The sequence below is a fragment of the Nocardia sp. NPDC058058 genome, from assembly GCF_042885355.1.
Classification (GTDB): Bacteria; Actinomycetota; Actinomycetes; order Mycobacteriales; family Mycobacteriaceae; genus Nocardia.
Genome location: NZ_JBHVSA010000001.1, coordinates 2,183,062 through 2,206,134, shown reverse-complemented (window position 1 = coordinate 2,206,134; position 23,073 = coordinate 2,183,062). Strand labels below are relative to the sequence as shown.

The window sequence follows — 23,073 nt, the reverse complement described above, 5'->3', positions numbered from 1 at the left end:
TCGGCTGCCCACTCCCCGGTGTGGATCCCGGCCAAATACGCGCCGGGATGACGGGGAAGGTCAGTCCTTGTCGTCGGCCGGGTAGAGCGCTTCGGCGAGGCGGGGGACGGTGAGTTCTCGCTGCCAGGGGCGGGCGCCACCGGCCGCGAGGAAGGCGTCGATCAGGCCCGGGGCGTCGCCGTTGGTGGCGGTGCGGGGGAGGCCGTCCCAGCACATGCGGCGCAGTAGGTCCGGGGTGAGCAGGTTTTCGATGGGGACCGAGACCTCGGTGGAGAGGTCGCTCATGGCCGAGCGGGCGCGCTGGAGGCGGGCGGCGGCGGCCGGGTCGCGGCGTTCCCAGCGGTTGACCGGGGGTGGGCCGTCGAAGGGCTGGGTGAGCGGGGGGAGTTCGGTTTCCGGGAGGGCGCGGGCGCGTTCGATCGCGCCGAGCCATTCGCGGGAGTAGCGGCGCTGGCGCGGTCCGCCGAAGACGGGCAGCGCGCGCAGCTGGGCGATCGATTTGGGTTCGCCATTGGCGGCCGCCACGATCGCGGAGTCCGGGAGGATGCGGGCCGGTGCGACATCGCGCAGCCGGGCGAGGCGGTCGCGGGTGGTCCAGAGTTCGCGGACGATGCCGAGCTGCCGGGTGCGGCGCAGCGTGTGGATCCCGGAGGTGCGCCGCCATCGATCGGATTTGGGCGCGGACGGTTCGGCGGCGCGGACATGCTCGAATTCCTGTGCCGCCCAATCGGTCTTGCCCTGCTCGTCGAGTTCGAGCGCGACCGCGTCCCGAAGTTCGAGCAGCAGTTCCACATCGAGCGCGGCGTAATTCAGCCAGTCGTCGGGCAGCGGCCGGGTCGACCAGTCGGCGGCCCCGTGCCCCTTGCGCAGTTCACGCCCGAGCAGGTTCTCCACCATGGCGGCGAGTCCGACGCGTTCATATCCGGCGAGCCGCCCGCCGAGTTCGGTATCGAACAACTTGGCCGGGTACAGCCCGAGTTCGGCGAGTCCGGGCAGATCCTGATCGGCCGAATGCAGTACCCATTCCAGGCCGTTGATGGCGTCCGCGAGCGGTTCCAGATCCCCGTCGAGCGGAATCGGATCGATGAGGAATGAGCCGGAGCCCGCGCGCCGCAACTGAATCAGATAGGCACGATTGGAGTACCGGAATCCGGAGGCGCGTTCGGCGTCGACCGCGAGTGGTCCGGTGCCGGCGGCCAAGCGGCGTGCCGCGTCCGTGATTTCGGCAGCACTGTCCAATACCGGCGGCACACCCTCCACTGGCGCGAGCAACGGTACCGCGGCAGTGGCTTCGGGCTCTTCTGGTACGGACATGGTCTTGAACTCTACGGGTAGGACAGGGGCGATCCGCGTCACGTCGGCGAAACGGTGGAGCTCGACTCGGGGCCGGGCTGTTGGGAATCGTAATGGCCCCGGATCGATTTCGTTGCGGTACAGGTGTTCTCGTACGGGACTAGTCGGAATCGCCGTCGTCGTGCCGCACATCCAGCCGGGTAACGCCCGCGGGCGGCAGTCCGGCGGCGTAGGCGAGGACCTCGCAGAAGGCTTCGACATGCGACCGCATCTCACTGTCGCCGACGGTCCAGGAGGCCCGCAGTTCGAGTTGATGCGCGCGCGGCGGTCCGGCGATATCGCCGTACCGCACCGAGGAGGTGGAGGTGACGGTCCCGCCGAGTGCCGTGAACGGTGTGCGCGATTCGAGCGCGTCGACGAGCCAGCTCCACGCCACCTCGGGCAGCAGCGGATCGGCGGCGAGCGCGGAGTCGATATCGGCCTGTATATAGGCGACCAGCCGGTAGACCCCGTGCCAGGCTTCCTGCCCATCGGGATCGTGCAGCAGGATGAGCCGCCCGAAGGCGTCCCCGTCGGAGTCGACGGGAACCACATTCGTGTCGGGCCGGGTGACTTCCGCGCCTAGCGCGTAGGAGTACGGCGCCAGGCGCTGCGGCGGGCGGATCGGAGCTAGCTCGATCCGAGGATGCACGGTTGCGGTTCCCATCGCATCGACCGCGGCACGGAACCCGATGGGTTCTTCTGGCTCTGGGGTCGGTGCGGCGCCGTCGCGGAAGTCGAGCGGTGTCACGTATGAGGACGGTAGACCTACCCGGCGCGGTGTAGTGAGAGGCGCGCCGCCCGGGGCCTTTACGATGAGCGGTGATGAGCACTCACATCCGCCGCCAGCTGACCGACGCGCCCCTTCTAGTAGCCGCCTCGGGTGGTGTGCCGCATCGTCGTCCGGTGTGGTTCATGCGCCAGGCAGGGCGTTCGCTGCCGGAGTACCGCGAACTGCGCAAGGGCATCGGCATGCTCGAATCATGCTTCGATCCGGAGTTGGTGTGCGAGATCACCATGCAGCCGATCCGGCGACACGATGTCGACGCGGCAATCCTGTTCTCGGACATCGTGGTTCCGCTCAAGGCCGCCGGGATCGATCTGGACATCGTGCCCGGGGTGGGTCCGGTGGTCGCGAATCCGGTGCGCACCGTCGCCGATGTGCGGGCGCTGCCGCGCCTGCGCGCCGAGGAGGTGGGCGCGGTGACCGCCGGCATCGGGCTGCTGCTCGATGCGCTCGGCGAGGTGCCGCTGATCGGTTTCGCGGGCGCGCCGTTCACCCTCGCGTCCTATCTGGTCGAGGGCGGGCCGAGTAAGAACCACGAGCGCACCAAGGCGATGATGCGCGCCGATCCGGACACCTGGCATGAGCTGCTGGGCGTGCTGACCGACATCACCATCGAGTTCCTCCAGGCGCAGATCGCGGCCGGGGTGGACGCGGTGCAGCTGTTCGACTCGTGGGCGGGTGCGCTGACGCTCGCGCAGTACCGGGAGTACGTGTTCCCGCATTCGCAGCGGGTGTTCGCGGAGGTGGCGTCGGCGGGGATTCCGCGGATCCACTTCGGCGTCGGGACCGGAGAGCTCCTGGGCGCGATGGGTGAGGCCGGGGCCGACGTGGTCGGTGTGGACTGGCGGATTCCGCTCAATGACGCGGTGCGGCGGGTCGGGCCCGGAAAAGCGTTGCAGGGCAACCTGGATCCGGCGGTGTTGTTCGCGGGGTCGGCCGCGATCGAGTCCGAGGTGGTTCGGATCGCCCGGGAAGCGGATGAGGCTATTACCTTGGGAGCCAAGGGGCATATTTTCAATTTGGGGCATGGGGTGTTGCCGAATACGGATCCGGCGGCAATTACCGAGGCAGTCAAATTGATTCACAGCCTGCCTATGCCGTTGTAAATGCTAACCCTTCTGAAAAGGCTTGCATCACAATAGAATTAGCCTTTTCGGGTCTGTTTTATCGCGGTAGAATTGTGGTATGGAATCAGGGGGATTCACCACAGACGTCGCCGCTGGCGTGCACGCGTTGCGCGCCGCGGTGGACGGGCTGCTGGATTCCCCATTGATTCCGCTCTCGGATGATGAATTCACTTCGGCCATGCGGGAAGTCGAGACCGAACTGCGTCGGCTCGATGCGCTCAAAGTGCAGTTCGCCTCCGAAACCATTCGCCGCAAACTGCATGAGACCGTGGGGGTCAACTCACCGGCCCGCTTCCTGGAAGGGGCGCTGCGGCTTTCCCGTGCGGACGCCTACGGGCGAGTGAACCTGGCCGCCAAGGTTGGTGTGCGTCGCCAGTTGGGTGAAGAGCTGGAGCCGGAGTTTCCGATGCTGGCCGAGGCGCAGCGGGCCGGGGTGATGTCGGTTGATGCCGTGCGCCGGATCGTGCACGTGATGGATCGGCTGCCGGGGAGCACCGCCATCGAACTTCGAGACCGGGCCGAGGCCTCGCTCACCGAATACGCCACGACCGGGTGGCCCGATGACATTCGCCCGCTGGGTGAGGCATTGCTGGTTCGGGTCGATCCGGATGGGCGGCTCAACACCGATGCCGACCGCCAGCGCAAGCGCGGCGTGACCTTGGGTACCGAGCGCGTCGACGGCATGACCCCGCTGTGCGGTGAGATCACTCCCGAACTGCGCGCCCTGGTCGACCCGTTGCTCGCCAAGTACGCGCGCCCCGGCATGTGCAACCCCGAGGATCCGGAAAGCCCCAATACCGCCGGACCGGTGGATCGCGATGCGCTCGAGGCCGCAGCCAAGCGAGACACCCGCACCGCCGCACAGCGCAATCACGATGCGCTGCTTGCCTTCCTGCGCCTCGAGCTCGACGCGGCCAAGCTCGGCACGCATCGTGGTGTGCCGGTCGGAACCATCCTGAGCATGAGCGCCGCCGATGTGGAGAAGGGCACCGGGATCGCGACCACCGCGGCCGGAGGCACCCTCTCCATCCCCGAGGCCATGCGGCTGATCGCCAACGCCAACCACGTCGAGAACTACATCGTGGTGCTGGACGCGCACGGCATGCCGCTGCATCTGGGGCGGGTGGAAGCGCACCGATTGGCAAGCAAGGCACAGCGTTTGGCGCTGACCGCCACCGAACGGGGCTGCACCCGCCCCGGTTGCAGCGCGCCCGCCACACTGGCGGCGGTCCACCATGTCACCGAATGGGCCAACGGCGGTGCCACCGATATCGAAAACCTCACCCTCGCCTGCGACGCCTGCCACGCACTGGTCAAGGACGGCCCCGACGGGTGGAAGACGGTGAAACTCGGTGCGGACAGCGATTTCCCCGGCCGCACCGGTTGGATCGCACCACTTCACATGGATCCCACCGGGACACCCCAGGTGAATCACCGTCATCACCCCGATGAGGCGATGGCCGCCTCCGTCGCGCGAATCCAGGCCCGCAACAAACGCGAGCGAGATCGCTTGAAGCAGTGGCTCAACCGCCGCAACTCATCCCTCACCCGGCACTAGCCTCCCGGGTTACCCGGCACGGTCCCGGGGCCTTCGTAGCAGACCCACGCCCACACCTCGCCTTCCAGCGGGGTTCAGCAGAATGCCACGAATTTTCGGAGTGGGAACCTCGCCTGCCGTACCCGCCTTCACCCCTCACCTCAGCACCCATCTCACCCCCCAGCTCGGCTGACCGGCCCCGGTCACCTTCAGAACCAACGCATGTCGCAAGGATGTCCGAGGCTCTTCTCGTCCCGGCGTCTTGGTCTTTGAGGTTTTGTCTTTTTGTGTTGTGTCTCGAGAGGTGACCAAGGCCAGCCAGCCAGGCTGGAAGGTGAGGTGGCTTCCCACCCGGTGGGGTAAAGCCGGGTTACGGCAGACGAAGCGACCCCTCTGAAAATTCGTGGCCATCTACCGAACCCCGCTGGAAGGCGAGGTATGGACGTGAGTCCGCTACGAAGGCCCCGGGTGCAAACCGTGTCCCCACCTCGAGAGTACGTTCAACCTGGAAAGGAGTGATCGATGCGGATCGCAATAGTCGGCGGCGGAATCAGCGGCTTGGTAGCCGCCTACAGACTGCGCCAATCCCTGGGCGCATCAGCCGACCTGGTCCTGATCGATCAGAGAGACCGCCTCGGCGGCATCCTGCACACCACGGACATAGAAGGCGACCCGGTCGATCTCGGCGCGGAGGCATTCGTAGGCCGCCGCCCCGAAATCCCCGCGCTCATGCGCGAATTGGGTATCGAGGATCAGCTGGTCCACCCCGCCGGTAAGCGCCCCCTGGTGTGGTCGGGTGGCACTGCTCACCCGCTGCCAGGCAACACCCTGATGGGCATCCCAGCGGACTCCGAGTCCATTACCGGTCTGGTTGACGCGGAGACCATCGCCCGCGTCGCCGCCGAGCCCAGCAGCCCACTGCACTGGGAACGTGGCGCGGATATCTCCGTCGGCGCACTGGTGGCGGATCGATTCGGTGAGCAGGTGGTGCGCCGCAGCGTCGATCCCCTCCTCGGTGGCGTCTATGCCGGAACCGCCGATTCGATCGGCGTCCGCGCCGCGCTGCCCACCCTCGCCGCCGCCCTGGACGCGGGTGCGCAGAGCCTCACCCAAGCCGTGCGAGAGGCACTCCCGCCCCCGTCCACGACCCCGGTATTCGGTGGTATCCGAGACGGTTACCGCGCCCTGCTGGACGCGCTGACGGCCGCCGCCGATGTGAAGGTCGAAACCGGTACCGCCGCAACGCGGCTCACCCGTGCGGGTGCGGGCTGGCAGCTCGACCCGATCGGTGCGGTTGATGCCGTGGTGCTGGCCACTCCCGCCCCCGTGACCGCCGCTCTGCTGCGTGATATCGCGCCCGATGCCGCCGAGATTGCTGCCGGTATCGAGCTGGCTTCCTCGGCAGTCGTGGCGATGGCCCTGCCCGCTGCCACCGAACTTCCTGACAACTCCGGCATTCTGGTGGCGACGGGTGAACCCTTGCGCGCCAAGGCATTCACCCTCTCGAGCCGCAAGTGGCCGCACCTGGCCGCCCGCGATGTGGCCCTGGTCCGCGCCTCCTTCGGCCGCTTCGGCGATGACTCGCTACTCGCGTGGCAGGACGTCGATCTGATCCAGGCCGCAGTCGACGACCTCACGACGGTCACCGGCGCGAACATCAGCCCGCTGAGCGCCGTGGTGCAACGCTGGCGCGGTGGCCTACCGCAGTACGCTCCCGGCCACACCGCCCGCATTGCCGACCTGCGTTCCGCCACAGCCGATCTCGCTGGCCTGGCCCTGGCCGGCGCCTATCTCGACGGCGTCGGAGTACCCGCCTGCGCGGCTTCCGGCACCGCCGCCGCTGCCCGAATCCACGCATCCCTCGCCTGACGCCTGAACCGTCGCGCGCCACTCCACAGCCTTGGGATGCCCTCTCCCGCGCGCACATTGGCGCGGGAGACCTGAGCGGCGGGATTCGGGGCTGACGGTTATGGGGTGACGAGGTCGGTGGGGTCGGTGTTGGCTCCGCAGATGACGACTGCGATTCGTTCGCCGGGTTCCGGGGTGTAGATGCCGGAATGCAGTGCGGCCAAGGCGGTTCCCGCCGCGTTTTCCACGGCGAGTCTGCGGTTGTCCCACAGGGATTGGCGTGCGGCGATGATCTGGGCGTCGGTCACCAGGACGGAGACGGTGTCGGCGGATTGAGCTGCCGACAAAGCCATTTCGGAGGTGCGGCGCGCGCCGAGGGAATCGGCCGCGACGGAGTCGATCGATACGTCCACCGGATGTCCCGCCGCCAGTCCGGCATTGAAGGCGCGGCAGTTCTCCGGTTCGACGGCGACGACCCGAATGCCGTGGTGCGCGGCGGCCGTCGCCACCCCTGTGAAGAGTCCGCCGCCCCCGACCGCGACGACCACGGTGTCGAGATCGGGCATCTGGGTGACGATCTCCTCCAGCAGTGTCCCCGCTCCCGCCGCGATGTACGGATCGTCATAGGCATGCGACCGCAGCGCCCCGGTCGTCGCGGCGTACCTCTCGCATTCGATTGCCGCGTCCGCGTACGAGTCCCCGCCGCGCAATACCTGCGCGCCGAGCGTGCGCAGCCGGGCCAGTTTCACCGCGGGTGCGGAATTGGGCAGGAACACCGTGGCGGCGGAGTCGACCATCCGTGCGGCCCACGCGCACGCCACGCCCGCGTTGCCGCCGGAGGCGATGGTGACCCCGACGCGCGGCAACGTCCCGCGTTCCCGGTGGGCGAGTAGGAAATTGGCCGCGCCGCGGGCTTTGAAGCTCCCCGCGTATTGCAGGTGTTCCAGCGCCAGCCGGAGGTGTATGCCGTCGGTGGTGTCGGTGGGAGTGAGGATCACGGGGCGGATATGCCCGGAGATGCGGTCGCTGGCCGCCTTCACGTCGGCGTAAGTCGGATGCACTGCACTTCCTTCGCTGTTCGGTTCGGGGCTGTTACCGGTCGAGGCCGGTGGGGTCGCGCGACACGCGCCCGGGCCGATGGCACGGATAATTACACTGTAACTTACGCTGTTCGCATGCCCAGGACCTCGAAGTCGCTCGAAGAGGCGACCCCGGAGGCGATCGCGCGCGCCGGATTGGCGATCATCGAGAGCAAGGGTGCGGCCCAGCTCAGCTTTCGGGCCATCGCCACCTATCTCGGGGTATCGCATACGACCGTGGTGCGCCGCGGCGGCGGTGATTTCCTCGGCCTGCTGGATCTGCTCGCCGATCATCTGGCGGTGGACCTACCCCTGATCGCCCCGGGGTCGGGGGAGTGGGCGCGAACCACCGAGCAGCGTTTCATCGCCTGGTACACCTTGATCGCGGCCCATCCGGGTCTGGTGCTGTTGCGTGGTTCCCGTCCACTGCTCGGCCCCTGCCTGCTCGCTCGATTGACCGAACCGCAAGTGGCCGACAACCTTTCGCTGGGTCTGACCCTGCCGCAGGCGTTGCAAGCCTATCGGGAGATGTACCTGTACACGCTCGGCTGTGCCGCGATGGTGGAGCATCGCGATACCAAAGCCGTTCAACTGCGCACCCGTTCGACCCTGGCCGCTCTCGACCCCGACGAATACCCACTGCTGTCAGGGCATTTGAACGAGGTGGCCGAAGCCATTGTCGACACCGAGCCCTTCCACGACGGCCTGCGCCGCCTGATCCGCTCCTGGGCCGCGAGCGTGAAATAGCCCACCGGGTCCGCCGCCGCCATCCGGAAAGCGAAATGGCACGATGGGGTCATGGCGCGACTCGACTACAAGTCCCTCAACGACACCATCCGCTATCTCATGTTCTCGGTGTTCCAGGTGGAACCCGGCGTGCTGGGTGAGGATCGCGCGGCCGCCATCAAGGAGGCCAAGGCCTTCTTCGATTCGCTGGAAGAGCGCGGCGTGGTGGTGCGCGGTATCTACGATGTGGCCGGTATGCGGGCCGACGCCGATTTCATGATCTGGTGGCACGCCGAGAAGATCGAGGAACTCCAGGCCGCGTACGCCGATTTCCGCCGGATCACCGAGCTGGGCTCGGTGAGCAATCCGGTATGGAGCAATGCCGCCCTGCATCGCCCGGCCGAGTTCAACAAGAGCCATATCCCCGCGTTCCTGGCGGGTGAGGATCCGGGCAACTACATCTGCGTGTACCCGTTCGTGCGTTCGTACGAGTGGTACCTGCTCCCCGATGAGGAGCGTCGCAAGATGCTGGCCGATCACGGTAAGGCCGCCCGCGAATTCCCGGATGTGCGCGCCAACACCGTCGCCTCGTTCGCCCTGGGCGACTACGAGTGGATCCTGGCCTTCGAGGCCCCCGAACTGCATCGCATCGTGGATCTCATGCGTGAACTGCGCGCCACCGAGGCGAGGTTGCATGTGCGCGAGGAGATCCCGTTCTTCACCGGCCCGCGCGTCGAGGTCGAGCAGCTGATCGCCGCCCTCCCGTAATCGCCGCTCGTCGGTAACCGGTAGCCGGTTCGAGATGACGCAATAGCGCCAGGCCCCTCGGCGCGTCGGATCGCGACGCGCCGAGGGGCTTTTTCGATCTGGTTGGCTGAGTCGGTCGTTGATCGAAAGATGGGGATTCACACAATGACTCAGCCGGTGTTCAGCATCCTGACCGTGGTCGACGGACCCGAGTGGCCGCTGATCGACCTGATCGATTCGGTCAGGGATCAGACCTTCCCGGAATGGGAGTTGATCGTCATCGACGAATCCGGCGTCGCACAGCCGGTGGTCGACAAGTACGAGGATGACCGAATCCGGTTGGCGCGGTCCGAGACCCGGGGTTTCGGCGCCGGGATCAATCAGGCCGCGGCCGCGGCGACGGGCGAGATCTACACGGTGGTGCGCGCCAACCACAAGCTGATGCCGACCTTCTGCGCCCGCACGCACGAGCTGCTTCGGGCGCACCCCGGGGTCGATGTCGTGGCGGTCGACGCGGTCGGCTTCACCGATGCGGGCGAGACGAGTTCGACCACCTTCCGGGGTGAGGGCGGCGTCACCGTCGAGCCCGGCGTCGACCACTCCGTCACCCTCGCCGAATTCGTGGCCGGTTCGGTTCTCTACTATTCGGCCGCCATCCGGGCGGCCGCATGGCAGGCCGGCGGCGGCTACGACACCGATGTGCCGACTGTCGAAGGTCTGCTGCTGTTCGCTCGAATGCTCGCCCAGGGCAACGATATTCGGGTGCTTCCGGAAGCCTTGGCGGGCTACCGCGTCCCCGAGGATCCCGCCGTTTTCCAGGCCTACCAGGACAGTGTGCAGTCGGCGTTCACCCGTATCGCCGATCTGACCCCCGACCCGGCCGTGCGCTCGACGGCACTGACCAAGCTCAGCGAGATCCGATTTCATCAGGCCATGGGCCGCGCCCGCGAGGCTCTTTCGGCCTCCGACGCGAAAACCGCCCGCGATCAGGTCCGCCGCGCCCTGCGCGAACGCTTCTCGGTGAAACCCGCGATCATCTACACCGCCCTCACCGTTGCCCCGGGCGGGCTGAAGCTGGCGCAATCGGCCAAGCAACGCCTCCGCTCGCGCTGAGGCGATCATTCACCCGGTGATTCTCGGGCGCGAACTGTCAATTCGATGGCAGTTGATGTCCTTCTGCGCCCGAATTCCACCCCTTACCGTCAGGCGACGGGAATTTCGACGACACCCGGGTGAATGTTGTTCGACCACAGGAGGATCGGGTGCGGCAGGTGCGTCGCTTGGGGAAAGCAACCATGATCGTTGCCACGGCATTGTCGCTGGTGGCCGCGGGCGGCGCGATGGCCTCGGCCGAGCCCGCGCCGCCCCCGGATCCGAATCCGGATAACTCCTATCTGATGACGCAGTTGTCCGACCTGGTCAGCGGCATTTTCGGCGGTACGGCCCGGGATCTGAAGACCCCCGGCATGGTCGATTACCTGATTCGCGCGGGTATCACCGATATCACCGGCAACTGGCAGGGCGGTTTCGCGGATCTGGCGAATCCCGATACCTACAGCGGCCCCGATTCCCAGCACAAGATTCTGGTCGCGGCGCAGAAGGCATGGGATCTGATCGCGCATCTGGAGGCGTTCGGAATCAATTTCCCGCCGCATCCGGATTACCTGCCGGATTGGAATCACGACGGCAATTTCGGTCTGGCCGATAATCCTTCGTCGCCCACTTCCGATGTGGCGCTGGACGACGTCTACGACAATCCCGCATTCATGACCGCGAAGTTCCGCTACCCGTGCCTGAACTCCGACGGCAGCGTGTTCTACGAAACCCGTTCCGGGACATGTGTTCCCGGCGACACCGCGGGCGCGGATTTCAAACTCGGTGACGTGCACAAGATTCAGATCATCGGTTCGCGCGGCATCCCCATGTCGGCGATGGTGTGGCTGCCCGAGGGCGCGGAGGGTTCGGGCCGGAAGTTCCCGGTCGCCTACGGCATGCCCGGTGCGGCCGAGACGATGAATCACATCGCCATGTACACCGAATCGTATGTGCGCGACGGCTTCATCGGCGTCACTCTGTCCCAGGTCGGACAGCCCGACAGCCCCGGCACCCTGCTGGACATGTTCCTGCCCCAGTTCACCGTCCCCGACTGTTTCGCGCCCTCGACATGTTGGTCGGCGCAGGACGGCATCCGCTGGGTCGCGGGCCAGGACATCATTCCGGTCGTCGATCTCAATAACGAGGCCGCCAATATTCTGATGGTGCCCCGTCTGGTGCGCTCGAACCCCGCGTACGCGCCCGCCGGAGCCAATCAGGTCAACCCGTGGATCGACCTCATGGACGTGGATCACATCAATGTCTACGGCCAATCCATCGGCGCCGTAGGCGTTTCCAGCTACCTGGACTGGCAGCGCAAGGGTCACGGCTTCGACGGCCGCCCGCTTCCGCGCGTCTCCTCCGCCTCCCTGATGTCGGGCTTCCAGATGATGGGTTCCGACGTCCCCGTCCAGATGCAGACCGCCGATTTCGACATCCCCGGCCTGTCCACCTACGGCATCACCAACTTCTACCAATCCCTGTTCAACCCGACCGACGGCCCCTTCGGCACCGCCGACCGCTACCGCGACATGCTGAACGCGAAAACCGATGTCGCACAGCAGTGGATCGATATCCAGAGCGGCAGCCACGGCGATTCCATCAACTGGCTCGGCGTCCCCCGCAACGTGAAATCCCCCGCCATGTCGGTGAAATACTCCTCCGCCTGGTTCAGCTGCTACGGCCGCGCCGACGCCGACGAATCCGCCTGCCAAACCCTGATGCAGTCCGATGACGCCATGTCCCGCGCCTTCGCCAGCGAATACGCCCCCCAGGGCGGCAACGGCCCCAACTGGTGCCTGCGCGTCCCCGACCGTGCCTCGATCGGCCAGGCCATCCGCCCCGAATGGTTCGCCGACGCCCTGAGCGGCCACCCCCGCTACAGCTGCACCCCGCAGAACTGACGGTTCCCGAGCTCGAGTCCGGTGGACATGCTTCGTCCACCGGACTTTTCGCGTGGTCGACTACCGGCGGAAGCTGCCCGGGGCGGCGCCGCGCCAGCGGACGAAGGCGTGCGTGAACGCCGCGGTTTCGGAGTAGCCGAGCCGATGCGCGATCTGTTCGATCGACAATTGGGTGGTGGTGAGCAGCTCCATGGCCAGCCCCTCCCGGACCTCATCCACGAGCGCGCGATATGAGGTGTGCTCAGCGTCGAGGCGGCGGCGCAGCGTGCGCTGGGACAGCCCCAATTCCTCGGCCAGCGCGGCGATCGAGGGCATTTCGCGGGGGTCGGTGAGCAGCCTGGCTCGCACCACCGCCGATATTCCGCTGCGCCTGCGCCGTCCGTCGAGAATGCTTTCGCATTGGCGCAGGCAGGCATTCAGGGTCTCCGCGTCGCCGCCGGTCAGCGGCTGATCGAGGAGGGTGCGCGCGAATCGGATCCGGGTCATCTCCGCGTCCGGGGTGGCATGCATGAGCCCGCCGCTGTAGTCGGTCAGGCTCGCGCACCGCCGCGCGTCCAGACGCAGTGCCACGCTGAGGCTTTCGATCGGCAGTACGGAACTGAACGATACGAACGCGACCTGCAATACCGATGCCAGATCGCGTTCGACGAGGAACGGGCGGATATCCGCGGGGATCTCGCTGTCATCGATGGTCAGGACCGCCTGCTCGTCCGCTTCGGCGAGATCGAACCGGACGAACGCCGAAGACAGTGCGAGATAGTCGATTCCGACCGTGATGGCCTCGCGCACCGTACGGCTGGACAGCATGGCGTAGCCCAGCATGCCCATGCTGGTCAGGTTGTAATGCAGTCCCGCCTCGACGCCGAGGCCGGGCCGATCCCCGAGCCGGACCAGCAGATTGCGGGCCACCGCCAACTCCTGATCGGCGCGGATCAGCTGGTCGACCTCGAGCACGGTGATATCGAGTCCGGTGCCGCGCAGGCAATCCGCCGTCGTCGCCCCGTGCACCGCCGCCGTGGCGAGCAGGCCGCGCAGTGCGGCGGGGGAGCGGGGAAAGTCCCACGACGGGCGGGCCATTGGCCGAATGTATCAAAGCCTGGCCGTCGCGATCCTGGCTCCGGCCGGATCGCGAACCATAGCGTCTAGATATGACAATGAAGTCGAATCGGGGGCCGGGCGGCCAGGTCGTGGTCATCACCGGCGCGGGGAATGGGATCGGCGCGGAGACCGCGCGTCGGCTGGTCGCCCACGGACATCACGTGGGATTGCTCGATCGTGACGAAAAAGCAGTGCGGGCAATGGAATCCGAGCTGGGTGCGCGATCGATTGCTATCGTCGCCGATGTCACCGATGCCGCATCGCTGACCTCCGCGCTGGCGGCGGTGGCGGATCACTTCGGCGGTATCGACGTGATCGTCGCCAACGCGGGCATCTCCGGCCCGGGGGCCACCGTGGAGTCGATCGATCCGCAGGAGTTCGAACGGGTCGTCGACATCAACCTGCTGGGCGTATGGCGAACCGTCCGCGCCGCACTGCCTTTCGTGCGTGAACGCCGCGGCTACGTCCTGGCCGTCGCCTCCATCGCCGCGGTCATTCCCTGTCCGACGATGCCCGCGTACGCGGCCAGCAAGGCCGGGGTCGAACAATTCACTCGCGCGCTGCGCATGGAACTCGCGGACACCGGGATCGCCGTCGGCACCGCGTATTTCGGCGCGATCGACACCCCGATGGTGGCGCGCATGCGAAATGAGCCGGGGCTCAACCGATTACTGGACCGCCTCGGTTTCGCGGGTCGCCCGGTACCGGTCGGCCGGGCCGCCCAGGCGATCGTGCGGGGTATCGAGCACCGCCATCGCATCGTCTACGCACCGTCGTACGTACCGGCGCTGCTCGCCCTGCGCAGCGTGCTCGCCTGGACCGACCCGCTGCTGGCCCGACTGCCCGCGATCCGTGAACTGGTGCGCGAGGCCGCCGCCGTGACGGGGGATCCGCGATGAAGCGGCGGCCCCGCGTGGTCATCATCGGGGCCGGGATGTCCGGCATCTGCATGGCGATCACCTTGCTGCGCAACGGATTCGATGACCTCACCATCTACGAGAAGGCCGATCGCGGCGGCGGCACCTGGCGGGACAACACCTATCCCGGTCTCGCCTGCGATGTGCCGTCGCGGTTCTATCAGTTCACCTTCGCGCCGAACCCCGACTGGAGTCACTTCTTCTCCCCGGGCCCGGAGATCGACGCCTACTTCGCCCGTGTCGCAAGCGAATACGGCCTGCCCGCGCGGACCCGATTCGGCGCCGAGGTGACCGCGGCGGAATTCCAGGACGGCCGCTGGTCGCTCACCACCGCGAACGGTGACACCGACAGCGCCGATTTCGTCATCACCGCAACGGGTCTGCTGCATCATCCGCGCACCCCGCACATCACCGGTATGGAGTCCTTCGCGGGCGCGAGCTTCCACTCCGCGCGCTGGGATCACGCGATCACCTTGTCCGGCAAACGCGTTGGCGTCATCGGCACCGGTTCGACGGGTGTGCAGATCGTGAGCGCTCTCGCGGGCGACGCCGCCCACGTGGACATGTTCCAGCGCACGCCACACTGGGTGCTGCCCATCCCGAACTTCCGGTACTCCCGCGCCGGATCGGCGCTGTACCGCGGTCTGCCGGGCCTGAACCGGCTCGCGTACCGCTCCCTGCGCGGGGTGTTCGAATGGTTCGCGGTGGCCCTGATCGAACCCGGTCAGCGCCGCGACTTCATCGAAACCCTGTGCCGGATAAGCCTGTCGCGCATCCGCGATCCCGAATTGCGTTCCGCGCTCACCCCCGATTTCGACCCCATGTGCAAGCGGCTGATCATCTCCTCCGGCTTCTTCACCGCGGTCAATCGCGATGATGTGCGGGTCGTCACCGCCGCCATCGACCACATCGAACCGCGCGGCGTGGTGACCACCGACGGCGACCTGCACGAACTCGACGTGCTGGTCTACGCAACGGGATTCGACGCGCACGCCTTCATGCGCCCCATGAAATTGACCGGCCGCGACGGCCTCACCCTCGATCGGGCCTGGGCCGAAACCCCGCGCGGCTTCCAAACCGTCGCCATCCCGGGGTTCCCGAACCTGTTCACCCTCATCGGCCCGCACAGCCCCGTCGGCAACTACGCCCTGACCGCCATCGCCGAATCCCAAGCCGCACACATCCTGGGCTGGATCCAGCGCTGGAGCACACACGAATTCGACTCCATCGAGCCGAATCAGCAAGCCGCGGACGACTTCAACGCGGCGATCCACCGGGCCCTGCCCGGCACGGTCTGGGCATCGGGTTGCGACAGCTGGTATCTCGGCCCCGACGGCACCCCGGAACTCTGGCCGTGGACCCCGGACCGCCACCGAACCATGATGAGCCGCCACGATCGAGCCGACTACACCCTGCGACGCGTCGATGCGGGTGAGTGATCAGCCCCGCAGACTCAGTCGGCAGACCCCGCGGCGGGCTGCAAACGCAGCGAGATGGAGTTGATGCAGTACCGCTTGTCGGTCGGCGTCGGGTAGCCCTCGCCCTCGAAGACGTGGCCGAGGTGGCTGTGGCAGTTGGCGCACAGCACCTCGACGCGGGACGCGCCCAGGGAGTTGTCGGCGCGCAGGATGACCGCGTCGGAGTCGGCCGGGTCGAAGAAGGACGGCCAGCCGCAGTGCGAGTGGAATTTCTCACCGCTGCGGAACAATTCGGAGCCGCAGGCGCGGCAGGCGTAGACGCCTTCGGTTTCGGTGTCGGTGTATTCGCCGGTGAAGGCGCGTTCGGTGCCCGCCTCGCGGAGCACCTGGTATTCCTCCGGGCTCAGCTTGGCGCGCCATTCCTGCGGGGTGAGCTGGATGCGGGGTGCCGGTAGCGAGGTGTCAGCGTCGGAACTCATGGGGTCCACGCTAATACCTCGCGCGCTGGCGGGGCCGAATCAGGTGGTGACGGGCTCCGGAATTCGGGTGCGGCCGTTGGTCGCCGGGTCGGCTTCGAGTTCGGGATGCATCCACGCCGGGTCGAGGGTCTGACCGTCCCGCAGGCGGCCTTCGCGTTTGGCGGCGAGGTAGCGGTCGCCGATCACGCAGAACGCGACGATGAGCAGCAGACCCCAGCCGAAGGTGACGCGCAGGTAGTCCAGCGACCGGCCGATGCTCTGCCAGCGGTCCGAGAGCCACTTGTCGTAGGACATGAAGCCGAAGATCGCGACCCAGGCCGGCCAGTTGCGCAGCAGCGAATTGCGTTGCACCACGGTCATCAGCATGGGGAACAGGAACATCGAGTAGTACATCTGGCCGAGCGAGCCGAGCAGCAGCACACCGGCGATGAGCAGGCCGGAGGTGGTGCAGATGAAGAAGACCTCATCCTCGCGGTAGTACTTGTACAGCAGCCACAGCGTGATCAGCACCAGCACGCCGAGCGTGATCCGGATGAGCCAGGTGAGCCACCCCGCCACCCCGTAGTACCCGGCATTGCCGACGATCGCGCTGTTGAAGTAGTCCCGCGATTCCACCAGGTACGGCAGCGTGTGCGACCAGAACTGCTTGTAGTCCACGATCAGCGGCCACGCCAGCAGGTTCAGCACCAGCGGCACACCCAGCGAGGTGATGAACACCTTCCACTGCCCGCGCATGAGCGGAATCAGCAGCAGCGGTGCGAACAGTGGTCCCTTGACCGCGATCGTCAACCCCAATGCCACACCGGCCCACAGGTCTTTGCGCTGCAGGATCAGGTGGATGAACACCACCATGGCCAGCAGCAGACAGCCGTTGATATTGGTGAAGACCAGCGTATTGGTCACGGTCTCGGACGCGAACATGGCCAGCAGCAGTGCGGGCGCGGCCACCGAGGAGATGCTGTAGTTGAACAGCCGCAGCAGCAGATATCCGGCCAGGATGATGGCCGCCGCGTTCACCAGGATGAACAGCCAGCGCGACTTCTCCGGATCGACGATCGCGAGCGGAGAGATCAGCAGCGTCCCACTGGGCGGATACAGGTAGTGCGGATCGGTCGAGTCGAAATTGGCGTTGTAGATCGCCTTGTGGTTCAGGAACGCCAGCGACGCGTTGTACACGGGCCGGAAGTCATCGGTGATGTACCCGTTGACGGCCTTGATGAACACCCGGTTCAGCACTGTGAGCACCGCGAAGGGCCACAGAGCGAAGTTCAGCACCTCGGCGGTGGTGCGAGCGGTGCGTGGCTCGAGCTGGCGAAGGAACACTCGGGCACGGTACACCGAACAGCCCCCTCCCGCGTGTGCCGACCCGCCTGTGTCGTGCCGTGGCGCATAAGCGGACCCGCCGGTCGGAGGGCGATCCTGGGTGCCGATGCGCTCCGATCCGGGTGTCAGGCGGGCTGCCGCTGTGCACTATGCCGGGCAGGCGGTCCCGTCCTGGGGCAGTTTGGCGTCTTTGAGGTAGTCCGTCACGGTCTGCTGGGCGCAGCCCGAGTGCGCGAAGGTGGGGTGTCCCCAGCCCTGCCAGACCACGGTCGCGGTGCGCGCCCCGGCCGCGCCGAGCGCACCGGTGACCGACGGACGGCTGTCGACGCCGGCGACCGGATCGGCTTCGCCGCCGAGCACCAGCACCGGCATGCTGAACTTCTCCGGCAGCGCCGTGACCGCGGGTGCGGGCCAGGCGGTGCAGGCCATCAGGTCGATGGCCGCGACCTTGCCGAACACCTGATACTTCGCACCCCATTGGGTGGCAAGGTCTTTGGCGCGTACCGGGGTGGCGGGTTCGTGATTGTCACTGCACCGGTTCACATATTCGCCGTCATTGGCGATGGCCGTGGTCTGCCGCTGCACCAGCGGTGTGATCGGCCCGCGGTCGCCGCGTCCCAAAGCCGAAAGCGCGTCGGCGAATTCGGTGACCTGCGGATTCCCCTGATTGCGCGGATCACCGAGGAACCCGTTGAGCGTGGTGACGAGCGCGGCCGCGGACAGATCGCCGAATTCGCCGTTGCCCGCCCGGTTCACCAGCGTGGTGATGGCGGCGCGCGGATCACCGCCCAGCGAACACTTCAGCGCAGCGCATTTGCCCGCGAACGCGGTCAGTGCCGCCTCGGCCCCGCGCACCCGCTGTTCGGCCCGCCCGATGGCGTCCAGCCCGACCGCCTGCGGCGAATCGAGCACCAGCCGCCCGAGGTGGTCGCCGTACTTGCGCGCGTAGCTCATGGCGACCGTCGCGCCGCTGCCCGTGCCCATTACCGCGATGTGGTCGACCTGCCACTGCTTGCGCAGCTGTTCGATATCGTCCGCGGCGTGCGCGGCGTCGAACGTGCCCTGCGCGGGTGAGAGGAAGTCCAGGCACGCGATGGTGGCGTCCTGGCTGGCCTTGGCGACCGCGTCCACGGGATCGGCTGTGCCGTGGGTGAATTGGGCCTGATCGGCGATGGTGCGGCGAATATCGTTGGTGAGACAGCTGACCGGCTGCGAACTGCCGATACCGCGCCGATCGACCGCCACGATGGGCCGCGCGGCCAGCAGCGATCCGGACGGCCCGGCCGCGAGCGAGGCGAGCGTGGCGGTGGAGGACCGATCCGATCCGGAGGTCAGCACCAGCGGTGCGACGTCCTTGGGCGTGCGGTCGTAGCGCGCCCGCATGGCCGCGTTGCGGAAGTTGCCGCCCACGGCCCCGGCGATATCGACCTGTGTCGAGTACTCCGCGCATTCCAGGATCAGCCCGGTGGGCGGTGCGCCCAGCGACAGCAGATTGAATGTCGGCACCGTGCAGTCGTGCCACGCCAGATCGGTTTTCGGTACTTCCGGTGGCGGCGGCGCACTATCGGTGGGCGCGGTCGTGGGTTCGCTGATGCCCTGATGCGGTCGTTCCACGGCAACGGCGGGCCGATCCGAAGGCCCGGCGGCACAGCCGGTGGTCACCAGGATCGAAAGTGTCGACGCCAGCAGAGCGGCCCGAGTCCAGCGCATGCGGTACAGCCTGCCAGGTCTCGCGGCCGGTTTCAGCTACAGGGTGTGCGTGCGCGTCCAGCGGGTCAAGATCGTGCCGTCCTCGTCGAAGATGAGATGGCGGCATGTCATGGGTGTGGGCATGGCATTGGGGGACATCGAGATTCGTCGTTCCGTCCCCGCGACCAGCATGGGAGACAGTGTCAGGCACAGTTCGTCGACGGCCTGGGCGACGATGAGATCACCGAAGAGCGCGGGTCCGCCCTCGCACAGCACGCGTCGCATATGAAGTCTTTCCAGCGCGTCGCGGAGTCCGGTCGCGGTGACACTGGTGTCCCCGGCTTCGATCACTTCGCCGCCCGCGTCGCGCAGCGCGCGTTTGCGGTCCTCGGGTGCGGCGGCGGTCGTCAGGATGATCGGCCGCGCTCCGGTATCGGTGAAGAGCCGACCGGCCGGATCCAGCGTGGCCGTGGCGGTGACGACCGCGATGCGCGGTGGGGCACCGTTGGGATCGCCCCCGAATCCGTGATGGTGCAGCCGGGTGCGCAGGCGCGAATCCGTGTGTGCCGCCCCGTAATTCTCGGCCCGCGCGGTGCCCGCCCCGACGACCACCACATCGGCGAGGTCGCGCAGGATCCGGAACACCTTCTTGTCCGCGGGCGTGCCGAGTCCACCGGAGCGCCCGTCCACGCTGACCGCGCCGTCCAGGCTGCTCACGAAATTCACCCGGATCCAGGGTTCCGCAGGTCCGGCGGGGTACGCGTACAGCGCCAGCAGATCGTCGAAGTTGAGTTCTGTGAGCTGGATCGCATTGGGCATACGCTGCATGAGAACCGATTCCACCACGTAACTACGCTATGGCGGTGCAACAACGCCTTGTCGATCGCCATCCGGAGGTTCCGGCAGACCAGCTCGTGGCGCAGATGGTTCCCCCGCCGACCTTCGACGAGGTGAGCTTCGCCAGCTACATCCCGGATCCGAAGGAGCCGTCGCAGGCTGCCGCGGTGCTGAAGGCCGAGCTATTCGCCGATCAGGTCACCAAGCTGCACAAGGCCAATGCGAAGAAGCCCTTGTTCGGTAAGAAGAAGCCGGTCTCCGGCATCGGCCTGTACCTGGACGGTGGCTTCGGCGTCGGCAAGACCCACCTGCTGGCCTCGATCTTCCACAGCGTGCCCGGCCCGAAGTCGTTCGGCACCTTCGGTGAGGTGACCAATCTCGTCGGTGCGCTCGGCTTCAACAACACCGTCGAACGGCTCGCCGCGAACAGCGTGCTGTGCATCGACGAATTCGAGCTCGACGATCCGGGCGACACCATGCTGGTGTCCCGGCTGCTGGCCGAGTTGACCGCGCGCGGGGTGTCCATCGTGGCCACCTCGAATACGCTGCCGGGTCAGCTGGGTGAGGGCCGGTTCGCCGCGCAGGACTTCCTGCGCGAGATCAAGAAGCTGGGTTCGCTGTTCGAGCCCATTCGCGTCGACGGCCCGGACTACCGGCACCGCGATCTGCCGCCCGCCCCGGAGCCGACCGCTCCCGAGCTGCTGGCCGAAAAGGCTTCCCACACACCGGGATCCACCCTGGACGACTTCGACGCGCTGCTGAAGCATCTCAGTACGCTGCATCCCTCGAAGTACAACGCGCTCATCTCCGGTGTGTCCGCGGTGTACATCTCCGGCGTGCACACGGTCACCGATCAGGCGGTCGCGCTGCGCATCGTGGTGCTGGCCGACCGGCTCTACGACGCGGGCACTCCGGTCACCGTGTCCGGGGCCAAGCTGGATCAGATTTTCTCGCAGGAAATGCTCGATGGCGGCTACCGCAAGAAGTATCTGCGCGCCATCTCGCGCCTGCTGGCGCTGTCGCGATTCGAGGCTCCCGCGACCGCCTCCTAGATTGCCGCCTGGCTGTTCAGGTTTCGCCGGGCACTCGAGAAAGGGAAGTTCTACATGATTCGACCCCGCGTGCTCGGCGCTTCGCTGGTGCTGGCCTCCGCGCTGTCCTTCGGCTCGCTCCCGGCGGTGGCCTTCGCCGATCAGCCCGCCGCCGTCGCCGTGCAGCCGCCCGCCTCCACCGACAACGTGCTGGTGAACACCGCCGACCGCTCGCTCAATTTGCAGGGCGTGGTGAACGCTCGTGACGCGGGCGGCTACCGCACCGCGGACGGCCACACCGTGCGCACCGGCCTGGTGTACCGCACCGGTGAGCTGACCAAGGCCACCGATTCCGATCTGGCCGTGCTGGCATCGCGCAATGTGAAGTCCGTGCACGATCTGCGCACCACGATGGAACAGCAGCTCATGGGCGTGGACAAGGTGCCCGCCGGGGCGACCGAGTACCACAACGACATCATCGGCCAGGCCCCGCCGCAGGTCATGATGTCCACCCTGATGGCGGGCACGGATCTGTACCGCGCCTTCATCACCGCCCCGGGCGCGAACGAGGGCTTCGCCGATGTGCTCCGTGATATCGCGAACAACCCGGGTGCGGTGCTCTTCCACTGCACCGCGGGCAAGGATCGCACCGGCTGGACTTCGGCTGTGCTGCTGACGATTCTGGGCGTCGACCGTGACACCGTCACCTACGACTACCTGCTGTCGAACTACTACCGCGGCGCCTCGGACACCGACGCGCTCAACGGCGTCAACGCCGCCGCCCTGAATTCGGCCTTCGATCAGGCGAATCAGAGCTACGGCAGCTTCGACAACTATGTCCGCGACGGATTGAAGCTGTCCGACAGCGACATTGCCGCGCTGAAGGCGAAACTGCTCGCCTGACAACACCCCGTCATCCCGGCATGCTTTTGGCCGGGATCCACACCCTCGGTTGATGTACCGACCGTGTGGATCCCGGCCAAAAACGCGCCGGGATGACGAGCGGGCCGTCAGCTGGCCTCGGCGACCTGAGTCCGCTTGCCCCGCAAGCTGTATCGCTCCCGAGCCTGCGCCGGGGTGATCGTCTCCAGCGTGGTCGGCAGCTCTTTGGACAGGTGCTGCTTCAGGATCTGCCCCGCCATCGGCGCGATGAACGGCGCGGCCTTGATCAGCCCGAACGATCCGAACAGTGTGAAGGCCCACACCACCAGCTTGGCCGGGATCTTCACCAGCGGGTCGACGATGCGAGGTACGTTGTAGCGCCCCAGCTTTCGCATCCACATGGGCGTGAGCGCCGAGGTGGTGAGCGAGAGCACGATGCTGCCCAGCGCGTAGGTGATGCCCGCGCCATTGCGCGGTGAGGTGCGCAGCAGATGATGCATACCCTCTTCGGCGCGCACCGAGGTGCACAGTCGCGGCTTCACCTGCTCGAAGTACGCGCGCACCTCATCGCGATTGCGCGGTACGTCCTCGGGCTTGCAGGTCTGGAGTTCGGCCGCGATGGCGCATTCCTCCCAGTACCGCAGTTCGTCCTCGGGGCTGAGCTTGCCGGGCCCGTAGACCTCGTACGCCTTGAGCACCGAATGCCAGCCGGTGATGTGAATCCACAGCTGCGTTTCGGGGCTGTTGGCCGCGTACCGCTGTCCGGTGATGGGTTCGATGCCGGTCATCGGCGCGTGCACCTGCATGAGGTGTTCCGAGGCCTGGATGGCGGTGCGCCCGTCGGCGATGGCCGCGAGCAGGAAGTACGAGAAGGTGTGGTCGAGGCGCTGGCGCGGGTTGCTGTAGATGCCCTGCGAGTCGGCGACGGCCGCGGTCAGGAACGGGTCGAAGTGTTCGAGGACGACCGCGCGCTGGAAGCCGATCACCGCGGTCGGCGCGGTCCAGATCTTCCAGCTGGGGGAGTCGGGTCCGAAGAACCCGTAGTCGTCCCGGCGAAGGGTGGTCGGATCGAAGCCCATCGGTTGTCTCCTTGGTGCGCTGCCCGCCTCGACGGTGAATACAACGCAACCGTAGCAATTGTTCCCATCGAATACAACGGTCGCGTAAGATTCGGCCGGGGAGGGTTCCCACAATCCTCCGGACGGCTGACATGATGAAGC

Annotated in this window: 20 protein-coding genes; 11 read left to right on the top strand and 9 right to left on the bottom strand. The window is 66.9% G+C overall.

All coding sequences use genetic code 11. The features are described from left to right. Positions 1-60: 60 nt before the first annotated feature. On the bottom strand, positions 61-1,314 hold the full coding sequence (locus tag ACFVUS_RS10130; RefSeq protein ID WP_387763416.1) for an HRDC domain-containing protein: 1,254 nt from the start codon (positions 1,312-1,314) through the stop codon (positions 61-63). Positions 1,315-1,453: 139 nt separating this feature from the next. Further along, the gene (locus ACFVUS_RS10125; RefSeq protein ID WP_387763414.1) at positions 1,454-2,083 is read right to left on the bottom strand and encodes a DUF3000 domain-containing protein; all 630 of its coding nucleotides are present in this window, start codon (positions 2,081-2,083) and stop codon (positions 1,454-1,456) included. Between the two features lie 74 nt (positions 2,084-2,157). Here ACFVUS_RS10125 and hemE point away from each other — a divergent pair, with 74 nt between their 5' ends. The 3 genes from hemE (at position 2,158) to ACFVUS_RS10110 (ending at position 6,652) form a co-directional block, all read left to right on the top strand. Continuing rightward, on the top strand, positions 2,158-3,225 hold the full coding sequence (gene hemE / locus ACFVUS_RS10120; RefSeq protein ID WP_387763411.1) for a uroporphyrinogen decarboxylase: 1,068 nt from the start codon (positions 2,158-2,160) through the stop codon (positions 3,223-3,225). Positions 3,226-3,304: 79 nt separating this feature from the next. After that, on the top strand, positions 3,305-4,804 hold the full coding sequence (locus tag ACFVUS_RS10115; protein WP_387763408.1) for a DUF222 domain-containing protein: 1,500 nt from the start codon (positions 3,305-3,307) through the stop codon (positions 4,802-4,804). Between the two features lie 501 nt (positions 4,805-5,305). Further along, positions 5,306-6,652 (top strand): protoporphyrinogen oxidase, encoded by a 1,347-nt coding sequence (locus ACFVUS_RS10110; RefSeq protein ID WP_387763405.1) that lies wholly within the window; start codon positions 5,306-5,308, stop codon positions 6,650-6,652. Between the two features lie 98 nt (positions 6,653-6,750). Here ACFVUS_RS10110 and ACFVUS_RS10105 read toward each other — a convergent pair whose 3' ends face one another. After that, positions 6,751-7,692, bottom strand: coding sequence for a threonine/serine dehydratase (locus ACFVUS_RS10105; RefSeq protein WP_387763402.1), 942 nt, complete (start codon positions 7,690-7,692; stop codon positions 6,751-6,753). Positions 7,693-7,806: 114 nt separating this feature from the next. Between ACFVUS_RS10105 and ACFVUS_RS10100 the strand changes: the two genes are divergently transcribed. The 4 genes from ACFVUS_RS10100 to ACFVUS_RS10085 all read left to right on the top strand — a co-directional run bounded on the left by ACFVUS_RS10100 (position 7,807) and on the right by ACFVUS_RS10085 (position 12,179). Beyond that, on the top strand, positions 7,807-8,457 hold the full coding sequence (locus tag ACFVUS_RS10100; RefSeq protein WP_387763399.1) for a TetR/AcrR family transcriptional regulator C-terminal domain-containing protein: 651 nt from the start codon (positions 7,807-7,809) through the stop codon (positions 8,455-8,457). A gap of 51 nt (positions 8,458-8,508) precedes the next feature. After that, positions 8,509-9,204, top strand: a complete 696-nt coding sequence (gene hemQ / locus ACFVUS_RS10095; protein WP_387763396.1) for a hydrogen peroxide-dependent heme synthase — start codon at positions 8,509-8,511, stop codon at positions 9,202-9,204. A gap of 144 nt (positions 9,205-9,348) precedes the next feature. Then, a complete protein-coding gene (locus tag ACFVUS_RS10090; RefSeq protein ID WP_387763393.1) occupies positions 9,349-10,296 on the top strand; it encodes a glycosyltransferase in 948 nt (315 codons plus the stop codon). A 182-nt stretch (positions 10,297-10,478) separates the two neighbouring features. Beyond that, positions 10,479-12,179: a hypothetical protein gene (locus ACFVUS_RS10085; RefSeq protein ID WP_387763390.1), complete on the top strand. Its 1,701-nt coding sequence runs from the start codon at positions 10,479-10,481 to the stop codon at positions 12,177-12,179. Between the two features lie 60 nt (positions 12,180-12,239). On the opposite strand, the gene ACFVUS_RS10080 is transcribed toward ACFVUS_RS10085, so the two are convergent. Beyond that, a complete protein-coding gene (locus tag ACFVUS_RS10080) occupies positions 12,240-13,256 on the bottom strand; it encodes an AraC family transcriptional regulator ligand-binding domain-containing protein (protein WP_387763388.1) in 1,017 nt (338 codons plus the stop codon). Positions 13,257-13,327: 71 nt separating this feature from the next. Between ACFVUS_RS10080 and ACFVUS_RS10075 the strand changes: the two genes are divergently transcribed. Continuing rightward, positions 13,328-14,176, top strand: coding sequence for a short-chain dehydrogenase/reductase (locus ACFVUS_RS10075; protein ID WP_387763386.1), 849 nt, complete (start codon positions 13,328-13,330; stop codon positions 14,174-14,176). After that, entirely contained in the window at positions 14,173-15,633 is a 1,461-nt protein-coding gene (locus ACFVUS_RS10070; protein WP_387763383.1) for a flavin-containing monooxygenase, read from the top strand. The genes ACFVUS_RS10075 and ACFVUS_RS10070 overlap by 4 nt, the downstream gene beginning before the upstream one ends. Positions 15,634-15,647: 14 nt before the next feature. Here ACFVUS_RS10070 and msrB read toward each other — a convergent pair whose 3' ends face one another. The 4 genes from msrB to ACFVUS_RS10050 all read right to left on the bottom strand — a co-directional run bounded on the left by msrB (position 15,648) and on the right by ACFVUS_RS10050 (position 19,931). Beyond that, positions 15,648-16,091 (bottom strand): peptide-methionine (R)-S-oxide reductase MsrB, encoded by a 444-nt coding sequence (msrB, locus tag ACFVUS_RS10065; protein WP_387763380.1) that lies wholly within the window; start codon positions 16,089-16,091, stop codon positions 15,648-15,650. 39 nt (positions 16,092-16,130) lie between these two features. After that, a complete protein-coding gene (locus ACFVUS_RS10060) occupies positions 16,131-17,414 on the bottom strand; it encodes a glycosyltransferase family 87 protein (protein WP_387763377.1) in 1,284 nt (427 codons plus the stop codon). Positions 17,415-17,561: 147 nt separating this feature from the next. After that, positions 17,562-19,124 carry an alpha/beta hydrolase gene (locus tag ACFVUS_RS10055; protein WP_387763374.1) on the bottom strand — a complete coding sequence of 521 codons (1,563 nt, stop codon included), beginning with the start codon at positions 19,122-19,124 and terminating at the stop codon, positions 17,562-17,564. Positions 19,125-19,160: 36 nt separating this feature from the next. Continuing rightward, positions 19,161-19,931, bottom strand: coding sequence for a pyrimidine reductase family protein (locus ACFVUS_RS10050; RefSeq protein WP_387765473.1), 771 nt, complete (start codon positions 19,929-19,931; stop codon positions 19,161-19,163). Positions 19,932-19,966: 35 nt separating this feature from the next. On the opposite strand from ACFVUS_RS10050, the gene zapE reads away from it, so the two are divergent. Both zapE and ACFVUS_RS10040 read left to right on the top strand, forming a co-directional pair. After that, the gene (gene zapE / locus ACFVUS_RS10045) at positions 19,967-20,992 is read left to right on the top strand and encodes a cell division protein ZapE (protein ID WP_375953979.1); all 1,026 of its coding nucleotides are present in this window, start codon (positions 19,967-19,969) and stop codon (positions 20,990-20,992) included. A 54-nt stretch (positions 20,993-21,046) separates the two neighbouring features. Then, the gene (locus ACFVUS_RS10040) at positions 21,047-21,874 is read left to right on the top strand and encodes a tyrosine-protein phosphatase (RefSeq protein ID WP_387763370.1); all 828 of its coding nucleotides are present in this window, start codon (positions 21,047-21,049) and stop codon (positions 21,872-21,874) included. Between the two features lie 107 nt (positions 21,875-21,981). Here the strand turns inward: ACFVUS_RS10040 and ACFVUS_RS10035 are convergent, their stop codons facing one another. Continuing rightward, positions 21,982-22,932, bottom strand: coding sequence for an oxygenase MpaB family protein (locus tag ACFVUS_RS10035; RefSeq protein WP_387763367.1), 951 nt, complete (start codon positions 22,930-22,932; stop codon positions 21,982-21,984). Positions 22,933-23,073: the final 141 nt, after the last annotated feature.

What these genes read in the sequence shown, in the direction of transcription:
- ACFVUS_RS10090 (WP_387763393.1), top strand. Translation starts at nt 9,349, where the DNA reads ATGACTCAGCCGGTGTTCAGCATCCTGACCGTGGTCGACGGACCCGAG.
- ACFVUS_RS10070 (WP_387763383.1), top strand. Translation starts at nt 14,173, where the DNA reads ATGAAGCGGCGGCCCCGCGTGGTCATCATCGGGGCCGGGATGTCCGGC.
- ACFVUS_RS10085 (WP_387763390.1), top strand. Translation starts at nt 10,479, where the DNA reads ATGATCGTTGCCACGGCATTGTCGCTGGTGGCCGCGGGCGGCGCGATG.
- ACFVUS_RS10080 (WP_387763388.1), bottom strand. Translation starts at nt 13,256, where the DNA reads ATGGCCCGCCCGTCGTGGGACTTTCCCCGCTCCCCCGCCGCACTGCGC.
- msrB (WP_387763380.1), bottom strand. Translation starts at nt 16,091, where the DNA reads ATGAGTTCCGACGCTGACACCTCGCTACCGGCACCCCGCATCCAGCTC.
- ACFVUS_RS10050 (WP_387765473.1), bottom strand. Translation starts at nt 19,931, where the DNA reads ATGCAGCGTATGCCCAATGCGATCCAGCTCACAGAACTCAACTTCGAC.
- ACFVUS_RS10035 (WP_387763367.1), bottom strand. Translation starts at nt 22,932, where the DNA reads ATGGGCTTCGATCCGACCACCCTTCGCCGGGACGACTACGGGTTCTTC.
- ACFVUS_RS10130 (WP_387763416.1), bottom strand. Translation starts at nt 1,314, where the DNA reads ATGTCCGTACCAGAAGAGCCCGAAGCCACTGCCGCGGTACCGTTGCTC.
- hemQ (WP_387763396.1), top strand. Translation starts at nt 8,509, where the DNA reads ATGGCGCGACTCGACTACAAGTCCCTCAACGACACCATCCGCTATCTC.
- ACFVUS_RS10075 (WP_387763386.1), top strand. Translation starts at nt 13,328, where the DNA reads ATGACAATGAAGTCGAATCGGGGGCCGGGCGGCCAGGTCGTGGTCATC.
- hemE (WP_387763411.1), top strand. Translation starts at nt 2,158, where the DNA reads ATGAGCACTCACATCCGCCGCCAGCTGACCGACGCGCCCCTTCTAGTA.
- ACFVUS_RS10040 (WP_387763370.1), top strand. Translation starts at nt 21,047, where the DNA reads ATGATTCGACCCCGCGTGCTCGGCGCTTCGCTGGTGCTGGCCTCCGCG.
- ACFVUS_RS10100 (WP_387763399.1), top strand. Translation starts at nt 7,807, where the DNA reads ATGCCCAGGACCTCGAAGTCGCTCGAAGAGGCGACCCCGGAGGCGATC.
- ACFVUS_RS10055 (WP_387763374.1), bottom strand. Translation starts at nt 19,124, where the DNA reads ATGCGCTGGACTCGGGCCGCTCTGCTGGCGTCGACACTTTCGATCCTG.
- ACFVUS_RS10110 (WP_387763405.1), top strand. Translation starts at nt 5,306, where the DNA reads ATGCGGATCGCAATAGTCGGCGGCGGAATCAGCGGCTTGGTAGCCGCC.
- ACFVUS_RS10115 (WP_387763408.1), top strand. Translation starts at nt 3,305, where the DNA reads ATGGAATCAGGGGGATTCACCACAGACGTCGCCGCTGGCGTGCACGCG.